The organism is Maritalea myrionectae, assembly GCF_003433515.1.
Taxonomy (GTDB): Bacteria; Pseudomonadota; Alphaproteobacteria; order Rhizobiales; family Devosiaceae; genus Maritalea; species Maritalea myrionectae.
Genome location: NZ_CP021330.1, coordinates 3,259,814 through 3,274,952, shown reverse-complemented (window position 1 = coordinate 3,274,952; position 15,139 = coordinate 3,259,814). Strand labels below are relative to the sequence as shown.

The 15,139-nt window shown below is 52.7% G+C and carries 16 protein-coding genes and 1 tRNA gene; 11 read left to right on the top strand and 6 right to left on the bottom strand.

Annotated elements, in window-relative coordinates:
* The first annotated feature begins 42 nt into the window (after positions 1-42).
* From MXMO3_RS16425 to MXMO3_RS16415, 3 genes are all read left to right on the top strand, one after another.
* Entirely contained in the window at positions 43-870 is an 828-nt protein-coding gene (locus MXMO3_RS16425) for an amino acid ABC transporter permease (RefSeq protein WP_117396589.1), read from the top strand.
* Positions 871-1,033: 163 nt separating this feature from the next.
* Positions 1,034-1,234, top strand: coding sequence for a hypothetical protein (locus MXMO3_RS16420; RefSeq protein WP_117396588.1), 201 nt, complete (start codon positions 1,034-1,036; stop codon positions 1,232-1,234).
* Between the two features lie 141 nt (positions 1,235-1,375).
* The gene (locus tag MXMO3_RS16415) at positions 1,376-2,011 is read left to right on the top strand and encodes a peroxiredoxin (protein WP_117396587.1); all 636 of its coding nucleotides are present in this window, start codon (positions 1,376-1,378) and stop codon (positions 2,009-2,011) included.
* Between the two features lie 73 nt (positions 2,012-2,084).
* Here the strand turns inward: MXMO3_RS16415 and MXMO3_RS16410 are convergent, their stop codons facing one another.
* From MXMO3_RS16410 to MXMO3_RS16395, 4 genes are all read right to left on the bottom strand, one after another.
* Positions 2,085-2,657 carry a DUF2799 domain-containing protein gene (locus MXMO3_RS16410; protein WP_162889318.1) on the bottom strand — a complete coding sequence of 191 codons (573 nt, stop codon included), beginning with the start codon at positions 2,655-2,657 and terminating at the stop codon, positions 2,085-2,087.
* Positions 2,658-2,732: 75 nt separating this feature from the next.
* Positions 2,733-3,083 carry an MmcQ/YjbR family DNA-binding protein gene (locus MXMO3_RS16405; protein ID WP_117396585.1) on the bottom strand — a complete coding sequence of 117 codons (351 nt, stop codon included), beginning with the start codon at positions 3,081-3,083 and terminating at the stop codon, positions 2,733-2,735.
* A 3-nt stretch (positions 3,084-3,086) separates the two neighbouring features.
* Entirely contained in the window at positions 3,087-3,722 is a 636-nt protein-coding gene (gene msrA / locus MXMO3_RS16400) for a peptide-methionine (S)-S-oxide reductase MsrA (RefSeq protein WP_117396584.1), read from the bottom strand.
* Positions 3,723-3,743: 21 nt separating this feature from the next.
* Positions 3,744-4,079 (bottom strand): hypothetical protein, encoded by a 336-nt coding sequence (locus tag MXMO3_RS16395; protein ID WP_156905483.1) that lies wholly within the window; start codon positions 4,077-4,079, stop codon positions 3,744-3,746.
* Between the two features lie 214 nt (positions 4,080-4,293).
* Between MXMO3_RS16395 and MXMO3_RS16390 the strand changes: the two genes are divergently transcribed.
* From MXMO3_RS16390 to MXMO3_RS16370, 6 genes are all read left to right on the top strand, one after another.
* Positions 4,294-4,383: transfer RNA gene (locus tag MXMO3_RS16390), tRNA-Ser, on the top strand.
* Between the two features lie 475 nt (positions 4,384-4,858).
* Positions 4,859-6,310 (top strand): xylulokinase, encoded by a 1,452-nt coding sequence (xylB, locus tag MXMO3_RS16385; RefSeq protein WP_117396583.1) that lies wholly within the window; start codon positions 4,859-4,861, stop codon positions 6,308-6,310.
* Positions 6,307-7,611, top strand: coding sequence for a xylose isomerase (gene xylA, locus MXMO3_RS16380; protein ID WP_117396582.1), 1,305 nt, complete (start codon positions 6,307-6,309; stop codon positions 7,609-7,611). The genes xylB and xylA overlap by 4 nt, the downstream gene beginning before the upstream one ends.
* Positions 7,612-7,637: 26 nt before the next feature.
* Positions 7,638-8,291, top strand: coding sequence for a fructose-6-phosphate aldolase (gene fsa / locus MXMO3_RS16375; RefSeq protein WP_027834148.1), 654 nt, complete (start codon positions 7,638-7,640; stop codon positions 8,289-8,291).
* 1 nt (position 8,292) lies between these two features.
* Positions 8,293-8,445, top strand: coding sequence for a hypothetical protein (locus tag MXMO3_RS18745; protein ID WP_162889317.1), 153 nt, complete (start codon positions 8,293-8,295; stop codon positions 8,443-8,445).
* The gene (locus MXMO3_RS16370; RefSeq protein ID WP_117396581.1) at positions 8,435-9,748 is read left to right on the top strand and encodes a cytochrome-c peroxidase; all 1,314 of its coding nucleotides are present in this window, start codon (positions 8,435-8,437) and stop codon (positions 9,746-9,748) included. Before MXMO3_RS18745 ends, MXMO3_RS16370 begins: the two co-directional genes overlap by 11 nt.
* On the opposite strand, the gene MXMO3_RS16365 is transcribed toward MXMO3_RS16370, so the two are convergent.
* Positions 9,742-11,301 (bottom strand): CRTAC1 family protein, encoded by a 1,560-nt coding sequence (locus MXMO3_RS16365; protein ID WP_205468041.1) that lies wholly within the window; start codon positions 11,299-11,301, stop codon positions 9,742-9,744. The two genes, MXMO3_RS16370 and MXMO3_RS16365, sit on opposite strands and share 7 nt — an antisense overlap.
* Positions 11,291-12,496, bottom strand: a complete 1,206-nt coding sequence (locus tag MXMO3_RS16360; RefSeq protein WP_117396879.1) for an ROK family transcriptional regulator — start codon at positions 12,494-12,496, stop codon at positions 11,291-11,293. The genes MXMO3_RS16365 and MXMO3_RS16360 overlap by 11 nt, the downstream gene beginning before the upstream one ends.
* A 228-nt stretch (positions 12,497-12,724) precedes the next feature.
* On the opposite strand from MXMO3_RS16360, the gene xylF reads away from it, so the two are divergent.
* On the top strand, positions 12,725-13,756 hold the full coding sequence (gene xylF / locus MXMO3_RS16355; RefSeq protein ID WP_027834145.1) for a D-xylose ABC transporter substrate-binding protein: 1,032 nt from the start codon (positions 12,725-12,727) through the stop codon (positions 13,754-13,756).
* 119 nt (positions 13,757-13,875) lie between these two features.
* Positions 13,876-15,138 carry a sugar ABC transporter permease gene (locus MXMO3_RS16350; RefSeq protein WP_245985768.1) on the top strand — a complete coding sequence of 421 codons (1,263 nt, stop codon included), beginning with the start codon at positions 13,876-13,878 and terminating at the stop codon, positions 15,136-15,138.
* Position 15,139 lies beyond the last annotated feature (1 nt).

The window sequence follows — 15,139 nt, the reverse complement described above, 5'->3', positions numbered from 1 at the left end:
CGGGGATTTCCCCGCCCTGCTTCCGTCTTGGACCCCAATAATATGCATGCCACCCATCGCCGCGCCCAGCGCGGCTTCCAAATGCCCTATTGGTTGCTCGCCGCGATTTTGCTGGCCGTGCTGATCATGTGGAATATTGTGGCCGATCAAGGCTATCAAACCATTTTTTGGGCGTTGATGCGCGGTGTCACGACCACCATTTACGTGACCGTGATTGCCTTTACACTGGCGGTGATTTTGGGCCTGATCATGGCCGTGTTGCGCCTATCCCCCATTCGGCTGGTGCGCGAATGTGCCACTTTTTATATTGAGATTGTGCGCGGCATTCCCATGCTGGTGCTGCTTTTCTATATCGCCTTTGTGGGCGCACCTTGGTTTGTCGACTTTTTCAACACCGTTACCGGACCACTGCAAGAAACTGGCTTGATGGGCGAAATGACAGTGCGCATGTTCGACTTCACATGGCGTGCCATCATCGCCTTAACCATTTCCTATTCCGCGTTTTTGGCTGAGATTTTCCGCGCGGGCATTGAAGCGGTGGACCGTGGCCAGGTTGAGGCGGCCCGCGCATTGGGCTTGCGCCGCAAACATATATTCAGGTTCATCATTGCCCCACAGGCCTTGCGCCTGATCCTGCCGCCCTTGGGCAATGAGCTGGTGGCGATGATTAAGGATAGTGCCCTTGTTTCGGCCCTCGGGGTGCAAGACATCACCCAATTGGGTAAGGTCTATTCCGCCTCCACATTCAAATTCTTTGAAACTTATAATGTGGTGGCGTTCCTCTATTTGGTAATGACCATTTCGCTCACCTTGGTGGTGCGCTGGTTTGAACGGATGTTTGATCAGTCCCATCGCGATACAACCAACTGACAACCGCAATGGGGGCTCTGTTGGGTCGCTTGTTGGCGTCGATTGGCGACCTCACTGAGTGGATAATCGTTCAAATGAGCACAAAATGCCATCAATAAGCTTGTGCGTAATTTCAGTAAATCGGCCTAACGCTGTCTTCCTTAATTCACTTTGAGGTGAAGCAATGGTTGCGCAGATCATAAGATTTGTTGAATTAAACAGCATGCCCATTATTGTTTTGGGGGCCTTGGCGCTCGTTCTTTATGTCGTGGCGCGCATGCTGCAGGCGCGCTGGCCTGTCGCACTCACCTTCTCGACCCTACCAGCAATTGTGTTCTTCTTTCATACCAGCAATGGCGGCACCCTGTTCGCCGGAATGTTTTAGCCATCAAATGGCAAGTTCGCGCAATTGAATTTCCATCCCCTGCCAAAAATCGCAAAAACTTTCGGCCTTTGCCTATTTCAAACGGGCTGGTAAAAGCCCATATTAAATTTAAGAATTTTGGCAAACCGAAAGGAATACGACATGGGATTGCTGATTGGCGATGAAGCCCCGAATTTTGAAGCGGAAACTACCGAAGGTAAAATCAATTTCCACGATTATATCGATGGATCTTGGGCCGTTTTGTTCTCACACCCGAAAAACTTTACCCCTGTTTGCACCACAGAATTGGGCTTTACAGCAAAGCTGAAGCCTGAGTTCGACAAACGCGGCGTGAAGGTTTTGGGCCTGTCCGTGGATCCGATTGAAGACCACCGTGCGTGGGTTGGCGACATTGAAGAAACTCAAGGCACAGCCTTGAACTTTCCTTTGATCGCAGACCCAGAAGGTGAAGTGGCGAAAGCCTATTCCATGGTTCACCCAAAAGCAGACAACACGCTGACCGTGCGTTCTGTGTTTGTGATTGGGCCGGACAAAAAGATCAAATTGAAGATCGAATATCCTGCATCGACGGGCCGGAACTTCAACGAAGTGTTGCGGGTGATCGATTCACTGCAACTGACAGCAGATCACCAGGTAGCGACACCAGTGAACTGGCAAGATGGTGAAGATGTAATCATCGTGCCTGCGCTTTCAAATGAAGACGCAAAGAAAAAGTTTCCTGATGGCTGGAACGAAGTGAAGCCTTATTTGCGCATCGTGAAACAACCTGGCGCATAAGCTTTTTATTTGAATAAAGAAAAGGGCGGCCCAAATGATTTGGGCCGCCCTTTTTAATGCGCGTTTTTCGTCCCTAAAGTCGTGCCAGCCGTGCTTCTTCCCGCGCTTGGATGTTGCGCAGCTCGCTCTCTTCTCGGCTTCTAACGCGATAGGCGCTGTTCAATTCGATATTCAGCCAATTCAGATCGCGCGCCAGTTGGTCGCGTTCTGCTTGCGGCGTGGCGGGGTTTGCAAGTTTTTTGGTCGCTTTATCTATCTTGTCCTGAATGCCTTCGATCTCTTGATCTACCTCATAAACCTCTTTGGCAGCCGCATAAACGCGCAGGAATGAAACACCTTCTTCGCCCTGGCACACATTTTTATAGGTGCGCCCCGCAAGGCCGACATCAGCCGCTTTTGAGGGGGTGCAATATTGCTGCAAACCACGGTTATAGCCTTGCATATATTGGGCGCGATCTACCGTGATGCCGTGATCAGAGCAGGCTTCTTGATGGTCAGCAAAGCGCGAGGAAGTTGCACCAGAAGCGCCATCGCCAAAGCCGATTTGTTGCCAGTCGCCCGTTTGGCACTGTGATTTGCTCAAGGTGGCACACCCCGCCAAAAAGGCAAGGCTGACAAATAAGCCGATAGAAAGAAGTAAACGCATGGTCGATCCCCTATTTTTGTGCATCAAGACAGATATAGCATGCCACATCAATAGATGAGTCCACCTATCTGTTGTCTATAGGGTGTCTTTCACTTTTTTAGGCAGCTTGGCGAAAACAATTTTGTAGGCGTTTTCGATATAGGCGTGAAAATCCTCGGCGCTCCAGCCTGCATCCTCATTGACCTGCACCCATTTGGCGCGCGCGAGATATTTTGCTGGGGCGATGCCCGTCTGCTCTGGCAAGATGCGAAAGCTATCGTCGCTCGCCTTGAAGCTGATAATGTCTTTATCTTCTGTATCCCAACGACTGTATATGGCGAATATCTTGCCGCCGATTTTGAACACAGAAGCATTGCCCCACTGCACCACGTGGGTGGTATGGGGCAAGGCAAAGCAATAGGCTTCAAATTCTTCACGGCTGAGCACGGCCTAGTCTCCTGCGCAGGTCACACCAGTACCCCGCAAGCCGCAATAGCCGCCAGGGTTTTTAGCCAAATATTGCTGGTGGTAGTCCTCAGCGAAATAAAAGGTTTCAGCAGTAGCAATCTCGGTAGTGATCTTGCCCATACCGGCCTTATCCAATTGCGCCTGAAAATCATCGCGCGAGCGTTCAACCGCCGCCAATTGTTCGGGGCTGGTGGCATAGATGGCGGAGCGATATTGCGTGCCCCGATCATTGCCTTGGCGCATGCCCTGGGTTGGATCATGCTCCTCCCAGAATGTACGCAGGATTTTATCAAGCGAAATCTCAGAGGGGTCGAAATTGATGAGCACCGCTTCAGTGTGGCCGGTATTGCCCGTGCACACCTCATGATAGGTGGGGTTGGGCGTGTGGCCGCCCTGATAGCCAACAGCTGTCACCCAAACGCCTTCCAGCTGCCAAAACAGCCGTTCTGCCCCCCAAAAACATCCCATGCCGATATAAAGCATTTCATTGCCTTCCGGGTATGGCCCCTTGAGCGGGTTACCATTCACAAAATGGTTTTCGGCCGTCGGTAATGGTGCATCACGCCCGGGTAGGGCGTCGCTCTTGCTCACAATGTGGCTTGGCTTGGTCATAAACATGAAACGAATCTCCTTTGAGGTCTAAAGCCCCTCAACATTCATAAAGCGCTTGTGCGACCGGGTGCGGCCCAAAAAGAGGAACAGCGAACCCAAAATACCAAACACAAGCCACCCGGGTGCACCCAATATGGTGACAATGAAGGGATCCCATATAACGGGATGAACATAGCGTTGGATCAACGCCTGAAGTGTATTCAGGGTCAATGTGCCAAGGGCTTGGTCAATCTTAAACCAGGTCTCGCCCAACGGGGTAAACACAAAGCTGGAGCTCGCAAAGATGCGCGCACCATCCATCACCACCAGCAAAAGGGTGATCGCCAAGAAAAATGTGCCAATCAGTCGTAGGGTCAAGCGCACGCGCATATCCTTTAAAATTGGGGACTACAGCCCCGTCCAGTCGTTGTAAAACAAGATAAACATAAATAAATGCAATTCAACGGCAGAAACATCATCGTGAACACTTGCGATCTCGCTTGTGATCAGTATATTGCAGCCCAATCTGCCACGTCATTGGGCCCACATGAGCCGGCGACAGCGGTGGAAAGTTCTGGCAGCAAGTTGCTGCCGCGTCGGAGAGGTGGCCGAGTGGTCGAAGGCGCACGCCTGGAACGCGTGTAGGCGGGTAACCGTCTCGAGGGTTCGAATCCCTCTCTCTCCGCCATTTTTATTGCTATAAATAGAATTTCTGTTTTGGCGTCCCTCATTTTGTCTCTCCCAAAAAATCTGCCCGTCATTGGTAATTGCGAATCTTATGTTTTGATCCAGCGCATCTTTTTCGGAAGTCAGCGAAAGTTGCGGGAAGGGGCTGGAATTAAGGCTTGCCGCATTGAAATCCTGTGCCCTACTTCTCAGAAGATGCTTGACGCGCCTCCAATCGCATCAATCTGTCTAATGAACGCTGACGGGATACAGCAGGCGTCCTCTGCCTTCTGAAATGCAGCTGCCTCGCACCTTTGGCGCCACAATATTCGTTCGGTTTGCGCTCAAACACTTCAAAAGTGAGCACTTTTTCCAGATTTTAATGCGCTTTATTGACCCAGACCAAAGGATGCGGCCGCCTTTGCGCCAGCTACATCCTATTTTTTAATTTGACTTTCAAATTAAATATAATTTAGGTTGGGCAAGGGAGTGAGAATATGTATTTAGGATTAGATTTAGGCACTTCTGGTCTCCGCGCTTTGTTGACCAACGATCAGGGCCAGAGCGTTGCCTCGGCAGATCACGCCTATTCAACCGCACACCCACATGCGGGGTGGAGTGAACAGGACCCACAATTGTGGATAGCTGCCTGCAAAAAGGTGCTCAATGATTTGCGCGACACCGCGCCAGAGGCTTTGGCACAGCTTAAAGGCATCGGCATTTCGGGCCATATGCATGGGGCAGTGCTGCTCGACAAGGCGTTAAAACCTCTGCGTCCTTGTATTCTATGGAACGATACCCGCAGTCATGCGGAAGCGGCGCAACTGGATGCCCATGAGAATGTACGCACACTTTCCGGCAATATCGTCTTTCCCGGGTTCACGGCGCCTAAATTGGTTTGGGTTAAAGCCAACGAACCTGATATTTTTGAAAAAACCGCGCATATATTGCTGCCAAAAGACTTCTTACGGCTCTACCTGACAGGTGAATTGAGGGCTGAAATTTCCGACGCTGCGGGCACAAGTTGGCTCGATCAGAGTACGCGCCGTTGGTCCAATGCTTTGCTAAAAGTTGGTCAGATCAGCGAAAATCAACTTCCCGAGCTGGTGGAAGGCTCGGCCCCCGCCGGGTCACTGCGTGATAATTTGTGCGCAGATTGGGGCATCGGTCAGGAGGTAATGGTTGTCGGCGGTGGCGCCGACAATGCGGCGGCCGCGTGCGGCGCAGGCGTTTTGCAAGAAGGGCAGGGCTTTGTTTCGCTGGGCACATCCGGCGTAATATTGGTGGGCCGCAATGCGTTTGCGCCTCAGCCTGAAACTGCGGTGCACACCTTTTGCCATGCTGTACCAGATCGGTGGTATCAAATGGGCGTCACTCTTGCGGCAACGGACAGTTTGAACTGGCTGTCGAAAATTGCTGGCATGCCCCCATCCAAGCTGACGCGCGAGCTGGGTGCGCAATTAAAACCACCTTCGACCATTCAGTTCCTGCCTTATCTATCTGGCGAGCGCACGCCCATTAATGACAGCCACATTCGTGGCAGCTTTGTGGGCCTGGATATCGCACACGACCGGGCAGACATGACGCATGCAGTGTTGCAGGGGGTCACCTTTGCGTTGCGCCAATGCCTTGAAGCATTGCGCGCTACAGGTGCAACTATTGATGATCTTTTGGCGATTGGGGGGGGCGCGCAATCTGGCTATTGGCTGCAGATGCTCGCTACTGCATTCAATCTACCGATCAACGTGCCTGAAAAAGGCGAATTCGGCGCGGCGCTTGGGGCTGCGCGTCTGGCGATTTGTGGTGTAACGGGACGAGAGCCAGAAATGGTAATGGCACCGCCGGACATTGCCGAAACGGTTTTGCCCGATCCTCAATTATCGGCCGCTTACAATTCGGCCTATGAAAAATTTATCAAAATATATCCAGCAGTTAGAGCGGTACAATGAGCAGCAATTTCTTTAAGGGCATCAGCAAGGTCAAATATGAGGGTGAAGGTAGCACTGACCCAATGGCGTTCCGGCACTACAATCCAGACGAAGTTTTGATGGGCAAACGCATGGAAGATCATTTGCGATTTTCTGTGGCCTATTGGCATTCGTTTGCTTGGCCGGGTGGGGACCCGTTCGGCGGGCAAACCTTTGAACGCCCCTGGTTTGGTGACACCATGGAGTTGGCGAAGCTTAAAGCGGATGTGGCTTTTGAAATGTTCGACATACTTGGTGCACCCTATTTCTGTTTCCATGATGTGGATGTGCGGCCAGAAGGTGAAAACTTTGCTGAAAACTCCCGTAATCTCGAAGAAATTACAGACTATTTCGCCGAAAAGATGCAGCAGCAGGGTACTAAGCTTTTGTGGGGCACGGCGAACCTGTTTTCCAATCGGCGCTTTATGGCCGGGGCGGCCACCAACCCAGATCCGGAAGTGTTTGCCTTTTCTGCGGCGACCGTGAAAACTTGCATGGACGCTACACACAGGTTGGGTGGAGAAAATTATGTGCTTTGGGGCGGTCGCGAAGGCTATGAAACCCTGCTAAATACGGATTTGAAGCAGGAGCAGGACCATATGGGCCGCTTCCTCAACATGGTGGTGGAATATAAACACAAAATTGGTTTTAAGGGGCAAATTTTGGTGGAGCCTAAACCACAGGAACCCACCAAACACCAATATGATTATGATGCCGCCACATGCTATGGCTTTTTGCAAAAATACGGCCTTGAAAATGAGGTGAAGCTCAATCTGGAGCAGGGCCACGCCATCTTGGCTGGCCACTCCTTTGAGCATGAGATCGCCACCGCAATTGCGTTGGGTGTTTTCGGGTCGATTGACATGAACCGCAATGATTATCAATCCGGTTGGGACACGGACCAGTTCCCCAACAACGTGCCTGAAGTGGCTTTGGCCTATTATTATATATTGAAAAATGGTGGCCTGACGTCAGGTGGTACCAATTTCGACGCGCGCTTGCGTCGTCAATCGCTTGACCCGCAAGATCTGGTGGCAGCACATATTGGTGGCATGGATATTTGCGCCCGCGGCCTGAAAGCTGCGGCGGCGATGTTGGAAGATGGTGGTTTGGATGCCGCGCTGAAAGAGCGTTATGCCGGTTGGGACACAGCCTTGGGCAACAGCCTGCTGAATGGTTCATTGGATGAAATTGCCGCCCAAGTGGAAAACCAAAACATCAATCCTGAACCACGTTCCGGTCGTCAGGAAATTCTCGAAAACTATGTCAACCGGTTCGTCTAAGCGCGCTGGGGGAAGAGCAGTACACAATGAAGTTTTTTATCGATACAGCTGATGTGGGTGAAATCAAAAAGTGGGCCGATAGCGGCTTCCTTGATGGGGTCACGACCAATCCCAGCCTCGTCGCCAAATCGGGCCGCGATTTTCTCGATGTGATCAAGGAAATTTGCGGACTGATCGAAAGTCCGGTCTCCGCAGAAGTGGCTGCACTTGATCATGCCACCATGTTGAAAGAAGCCATGGTGCTCAAGGACATTGCACCCAACGTTGTCATTAAATTGCCGACCACTTTAGATGGATTGAAAACCTGTCGGCAATTGACCGATATGGGGGTGGACACCAATCTCACTCTTTGTTTTTCAACCAATCAGGCGCTGTTGGCCGCTAAAGCTGGTGCGACATATATCAGTCCCTTTATTGGCCGTTTGGATGATATCAATTTGGATGGCATGGAGCTGATCCGCGACATTCGCACGGTCTACGATAATTATGGCTTTGACACAGAGATTTTGGCCGCTTCAATTCGCACGCCAAATCATGTGAGTGAAGCCGCGCTTGCGGGCGCAGATGTGGCCACCATCCCCGCCTCGACGCTGGCAAAACTCGCGAACCATCCTTTAACCGATAAAGGCTTGGACGCCTTCGTGGCCGACTGGAAGTCGACCGGGCAATCGATTTTGTAACATGATGCACCAAACACGAATTGGCGAAGTAGACACATTCCCTCAATTGATCACTTTGCTGAAGCGTGGTGAGGCTGAGATTGATAATCTCAGCCTCGGCTGCATGGTTTCCGGCCCAAACGACCGTGGCCCGAGAGTTAAAGATGCGATTTAAACTCGGCATAATATTGGTTTTGATCAGCAGCATCGCCACTACCGCGCAGGAGGTGAAACTGCCGACTTTTGCGCGCGCTGAATTTCCCGCTGTCAATATGGAAGAAGTGCAACTTGGGCGTTTTCTGTTTTACGACCCAATTTTAAGTGGCAATAAATCCGTTTCCTGTGCCAGTTGCCATCATCCAAAATTTGCCACTTCGGACGGGTTGCCCCTGGGCATTGGTGATGGTGGCATTGGGCTAGGGCCAGAGCGCATGCTTGCGCCAGACAATCTGCCTGAAGAGCGCGTGCCCCGTAATTCGCCAGCTTTGTTTAATCTTGGTGCGTCGGAGTTTGTTTCTATGTTCCACGATGGACGGCTGGAGAAAGACGAGTCTCGGGCCTCAGGCATCCGCACGCCACTTGCCGATGAAATGGTCATGGGTTTTGATGGTGTACTGGCGGCGCAAGCCATGTTCCCGGTGCTTTCTCCTGATGAAATGGCTGGGCACTATCAAGAAAACGATGTGGCCCGCGCGGTGCGCATGGGCGTGCTGACGGGTGAGGGAGGGGCATGGGACATTATCGCCCAGCGGGTGCGTAATATTGATGAATATGCGGACCTGTTCGCGGCCATAGATGTGGCGCGCCCCGACATTTCATTCGTGGAAATCGCCAATGCCATTGCAGCTTTTATCGCGTTTGAATGGCGGGCGGACAATAGCCCCTTTGACCAATTTGTTTTTGGCGGGAAACCCTTGCCCGCATCAGCCCAGAGCGGCATGGATTTGTTTTATGGCCGCGCAGAATGTGCCAGCTGTCATGCAGGTTTGTTTCAGACCGACCATGACTTTCATGCGATTGCGATGCCGCAATTTGGTCCCGGTAAGGCCGCTCGATTTGAGGACCATGCCCGCGATGTGGGGCGCGCGCATGTGACCGGCGCCGCCAAAGACCTCTACCGCTTTCGAACCCCCTCTTTAAGGAATGTCGCGGTCACTGCGCCTTACGGACATAGCGGTGCTTATGACAATCTTGAAAAGATTATCCAACATCACACGGATCCGGTGAAGTATTTTGAACAATATGATCGCCGGGTTGCCCTGCCACGGTTTCCCCATAGTGACGATTGGCGCGTGATGGACAATGCTCAGGATCGTGCCGCAATCATCGACGCAAACGCGCTAAAGCCCTTGGCGCTGACGCAGGCCGAAATCGGCAGTCTTATCGCCTTTTTGGAAACACTAACGGATGAGCAAAGCCTGTCTGGTCGCTTGGGCGTGCCCAAAAACGTGCCCAGCGGATTGCCGGTAGATCAATAAGCCTCGACTAATGTTTGGTCTTTTTTGCGGGTCACTCGATATTGTTTGTTGGCGTCAATCGTGTGCCAGTTTGAGCTGACATTGCCGGGCCAGATCACCATGATTTCAACCTGCTCATTGGCGCCTAAACCAAAATGTGCTGGTGCCAATGTGCCCCCGGCATGGCCGCCGCCAATGGTGATTTCGCGGCTATAAATGCGTTCCGATGTGCGCAATTTAATCCAGGCGCCAACTGCATCTCGGTTTTGGTCTGGTTGGTTCAGCTTCACGCTCAGCCAATTGCCGCTGTCTGACGTCATGTTTTGATATATTTCAACATTGCTGCGCCTATTGTTGACCACCAGATCGAGACGCCCATCGAGGTTCAAATCAACCAGCGCGCCGCCACGGGCGCGGGCAAGGCTGGCAATCCCCGCCACGTCGCCCATTTCCACAAACCGACCATCAGGTTGTTGCACCAGTAAATTATTGGGGTCCTGCATTGCTGCGCTAATCATTTGGTCAACATTGCCCTTCGCAACGAAAATATCGTCCAACCCATCATTTTGAACGTCGCCAAACGCGGCGTGCCACCCCGTTGAAGGGCGACCATCGTCGCCCAAATAGGGGCGATGGGCGGTAATACCTTGGTCATAAGCGGCATCCGCATAGGTCGGCCCGTTGGCATTGGGCTGCAAGCTGTGCAATTTTTGATCACCCATTGACGTCAAAAACACCTCGGGCTTGCCATCAAAATCCAGATCGCGGCTGGCGATGCCCATGCCCCAAAGCTGATGCTTTATCCACCCTTCTTCTGCCGTTAACAAATGTGGCCCCTTAGAACGCAATTGCCAAAGCTGCTCCTGTCCGTCGTTCAAATAATAATGTCGGTCGTTACTGATCCGCAAATCCTGTTGGCCATTGGCATTCCAATCCGAAAACAAAATGGACAGGGCGCAATAGCCGGGTTCCAGCTGGATGACCTTTTGATACCCGCCGTCTTTCGGACGCAGCAAAATATTCGCGTCGCATGTGCCAAAAGGGCCGTCAGGATCGGTCCGGTCAACATAATTGCCAAAGGCAAGCGTGGGCAGCTTCTGCCCATTTTCCCATGTGGCCGAAAAGGCTGTGGTCCAATGATCGCCGCCCAATCCATAAAGCATGGTGCTGGGCGCAAATTGGCAATTGCCTTGCCCCTCAAACAACAGATTTTCGCCAACGCGTAAAATCATCAGATCTACGTGCGCGTCGTTATTGATATTGAGCGGGTAGGCGCCCGTCGCACCCGTGACATTGAGCGGACTTGGCATTTGCTCAAATGCAATATCTTCACCAAACGTGTTGGTTACATTGCGCAGCAAGGTTGACGGCGCGGTCCCGCCCGCCAGGAAAAGCTCAGGCAAATGGTCATTATTGCAATCAAAAGCGGCGACACCGCCGCCCACAAAATGCTCCCACCCTCCAAGATATTGATGCTCAATATCAGTGGCACGTGGCGCAAAATTGGGTGCCGCCAAACCCGGGCAGGTGGCGGTGAGAAGCGCAGCTCCGATGGCAACCAGCTTAGGCCACATTATCAGCCAGCTCCCGCAAGGTGAGTTCGCCCAAGCCTTCAATGGCGTAGGCGGCGGCCCCGGTTGCCCACATCATGTCTCCCCATTTGTGGACAATGATTTCAGGGGGAGGCGCATCCACCTGCACCACAATATCGCGGATGCTCGCCAAAACATCATCAGCAAATAAAAAGTCGAGCTGCATCCGTTCGCCCGAAAGAATGATCAATTTCGGATCGAAGATATTGACCAGATTGGCCAGCCCCATGGCGAACATGCGCGCCGCGCGATCCAAAACACTATTCGCGGTCTTGTCGCCCGCTTTTGCCGCCTCAATCAGGGCCGCCATATCCTCCGCCGGGTCAGCTGACCCCACCATATCGGTGCCCACCGCCAACTCGCGCAGCAAGGCATAATCGGCCACATAGGCCTCCAAACAGCCCCGCTGGCCACACCGACACAAAGCGCCATCCAGATGCACCTTGGTGTGGCCAAACTCCGCGCCACAACCACGGGTGCCGCGATAAAGCTGATTGTTCAACACAATGCCCATGCCAACACCATTTTCGATGGTGACAACGATAAAGTCGCTGACATTTTTGCCCCTGCCGAAATATTGTTCGGCTTTGGCCACCAAGTTGGCGTCATTGTCGATGAAGACCGGTTTGCCCAAGCGTTGGCTTAATGCATCGCGAAGTTTTACATTGCGTGTTGTCAGCGACGGAGACCAGCGCACAACCCCCTCGACCACATCCACAATCCCGGCCAACCCCAATCCCACAGCCGAAAGATCTGCGAGCGTAAGGTTGGTGGCGCGCGTTGCGTTCTCCAGTTCGGCCGTCAACGTGGCCAACAATTCACCTTCATCATAGATGGTCTGCGGCAGCGCCGACCAATATTCGGACACCAGATTGCCTTCAAAATCGCAGATTCCGATGGAGATAGACTTGTTGGCCAGTTTGATCCCCGCCACATGAAAGATGTCACCGCGAATTTTTAGGTCCACCTTGGGGCGACCCCGTTTCAAATCTTTAGATTTCGGCTCAACGGGAATTTCTTCGATCAAACCATGATCCAACAGCTCCGCCGTGATGGTCGTGACCGTAGCTCGACTGATGCCGGTTTGCTCGGAAAGCTCGATCCGGGGCAAGGGGCCAACTTTACGAATTTGCGACAGGATTGCGCGTCTGCCTATGCTTCTTTGCTCGCCCAACATGGTCATTCCTCCACTTCGTCCGACCGATCTATACGCAATATAGGTACTTTTTCAATCGGCAAATCCTGACTCAAGGTCAGAAAGGTATAAATTTCAGCGGTTTAACAATTCACGATTATTTAATTTGACTGTCGAATTTAAAATTGTTACCGATATTGGGTCGGTTGGCAAGCCTCCATTTCACAAATGCTATGGCTCGGCCAACCTCGTTTTCGGGAGGAAAATAGAATGAAGAAATTTATGTTGGCGACGGCAGCTGTGCTGAGCATGGGCGTCGCATCAAATGCGCTTGCCGCCGATTTGGTGGTTGGCGTGAGCTGGTCAAACTTTCAAGAAGAACGCTGGAAAACGGATGAAGCCGCGATTAAAGCGGCGCTTGAGGCAGCTGGTGCGGACTATATCTCCGCTGATGCGCAAGCATCCTCATCAAAACAGCTTTCAGACATTGAAAGCCTGATCGCCCGTGGCGCAGATGCATTGATCATTTTGGCACAAGACGCATCCGCGGTTGGCCCTGCGGTAGATGCAGCCACAGATGAAGGCATCCCTGTCATCGCTTATGATCGTTTGATCGAAGATAGCCGCACCTTCTACCTCACCTTTGACAATGTGGAAGTTGGCCGCATGCAGGCCCGCGCGGTCTTGGCAGCGCAGCCTGAAGGTAACTATGTGATGATTAAGGGCTCGCCCACCGATCCAAACGCAGATTTCTTGCGCGGTGGTCAGCAAGAAGTGTTGCAAGATGCCATTGATGCAGGCGACATCACCATTGTTGATGAAGCCTATACTGATGGTTGGGTGCCCGCCAATGCCCAGCGCAACATGGAGCAAATCCTGACAGCCAATGACAACAACGTTGATGCCGTTGTGGCGTCAAATGACGGCACCGCCGGTGGTGTTGTTGCTGCGCTGACAGCGCAGGGCATGGAAGGTCTGCCTGTTTCTGGTCAAGACGGGGATCATGCGGCTCTGAACCGTGTGGCCCTGGGCACACAAACTGTATCTGTTTGGAAAGATGCGCGTGAATTGGGTAAAGCTGCAGGCAATATTGCCGTGGACTTGGCCAATGGTGCTTCTATGAGTGAGATTGAGGGCGCTGCCCTTTGGACCTCACCAGCAGGCACAGAAATCCAAGCGAAATTCCTTGAGCCAGTTCCGATCACCATCGACAATCTGGACGTTGTTTTGGATGCCGGTTGGATTGCCAAAGACGCGCTGTGCGTCGGTGTAGATGGCTCTAAAGTGGCCGTGTGTAACTAAACAAACCAAAAGATGCCTCCCTTGTCATCAAGGGAGGCATTTTTCAGTGCTCACGGTTTGCCGCGATTTGGGGTAATATGCGCCAAGCGGCCCGTTTGTGTGTAGAGGCAGACTTCACAATGACAGAAACGCTCAAAAAGTTCGTGGCCGGACTAGAGCTGGACACAAGAATGCTGGGCATGATCGGTGCCCTGGTCATCCTTTGGCTTTCCTTCAATATGTTCACCGACGGCCGCTTCATCACCCCCAGGAACATTTTCAACCTTTCCGTACAAACCGCATCCGTCGCCGTGATGGCAACGGGCATGGTGTTTGTGATCGTGACCCGGCACATCGATCTTTCGGTCGGCTCGCTTTTGGGCTTGATTGGCATGCTCATGGGCACGTTGCAGGTGCATATTTTGCCCCAATTTCTTGGGCTCGAGCATCCTTTGATCTGGGTGATCACCATCGTCGCCGGCGTTGCAGTCGGGGTGATTGTGGGTGCCGCTCAAGGCTGGGTGATCGGCTATCTGGCTGTCCCTTCCTTTATTGTCACCCTGGGCGGTTTGCTGATGTATCGCGGGGCCGCATGGTGGGTAACCACAGGCCAAACCGTAGCACCGCTGGATTCAAATTTTCGTCTATTGGGCGGCGGCGCTGAAGGCACGCTGGGCGCAGGTTTAAGTTGGCTCGTGGGCATTATTGCCACCATAGCAGCAGTCGTCATGATGGTGCTCAGCAGACGTCAGAAAAACAGCCATGGCTTTAAATTGAAGCCGCTTTGGGCGGAATTCACGCTCGGGGGCATCGTGATCGCGCTTATTTTGGGATTCGTCACGGTGATGAATTCATACCCACTGCCCAAGGGAGCAGTGCGGCGGATTTATGAAGCCCGCGGCGAAGAGATTCCGCAGTTTGCAGTGATGCATGGCATCGCCATTCCGGTGGTGATTGTAATTGTGATCGCCATCATCATGACCATTATTGCCCGGCGCACCCGTTTTGGCCGATATGTGTTTGCCACCGGTGGCAACCCTGAAGCGGCGGAGCTTTCCGGAATCAACACCAAATTATTGACGGTCAAGGTATTTGCGCTGATGGGCGCGCTCACCGCCATCGCAGCGGTCATTGCCTCGGCGCGCTTGGGCTCGGTCGGCAATGATTTGGGCACACTGGATGAGTTGCGCGTAATCGCCGCGGCGGTAATCGGCGGCACCGCTTTGGCTGGGGGCATCGGCACCATTTATGGCGCGTTGCTCGGGGCCCTGATTATGCAAAGCCTGCAATCGGGCATGGCCATGGTCGGCGTGGACGCACCATTGCAATCCATCGTTGTCGGCTTCGTTTTGGTGCTGGCGGTTTATCTCGACATCGCCTATCGCCGTCGCGCGGGTCAGTAAG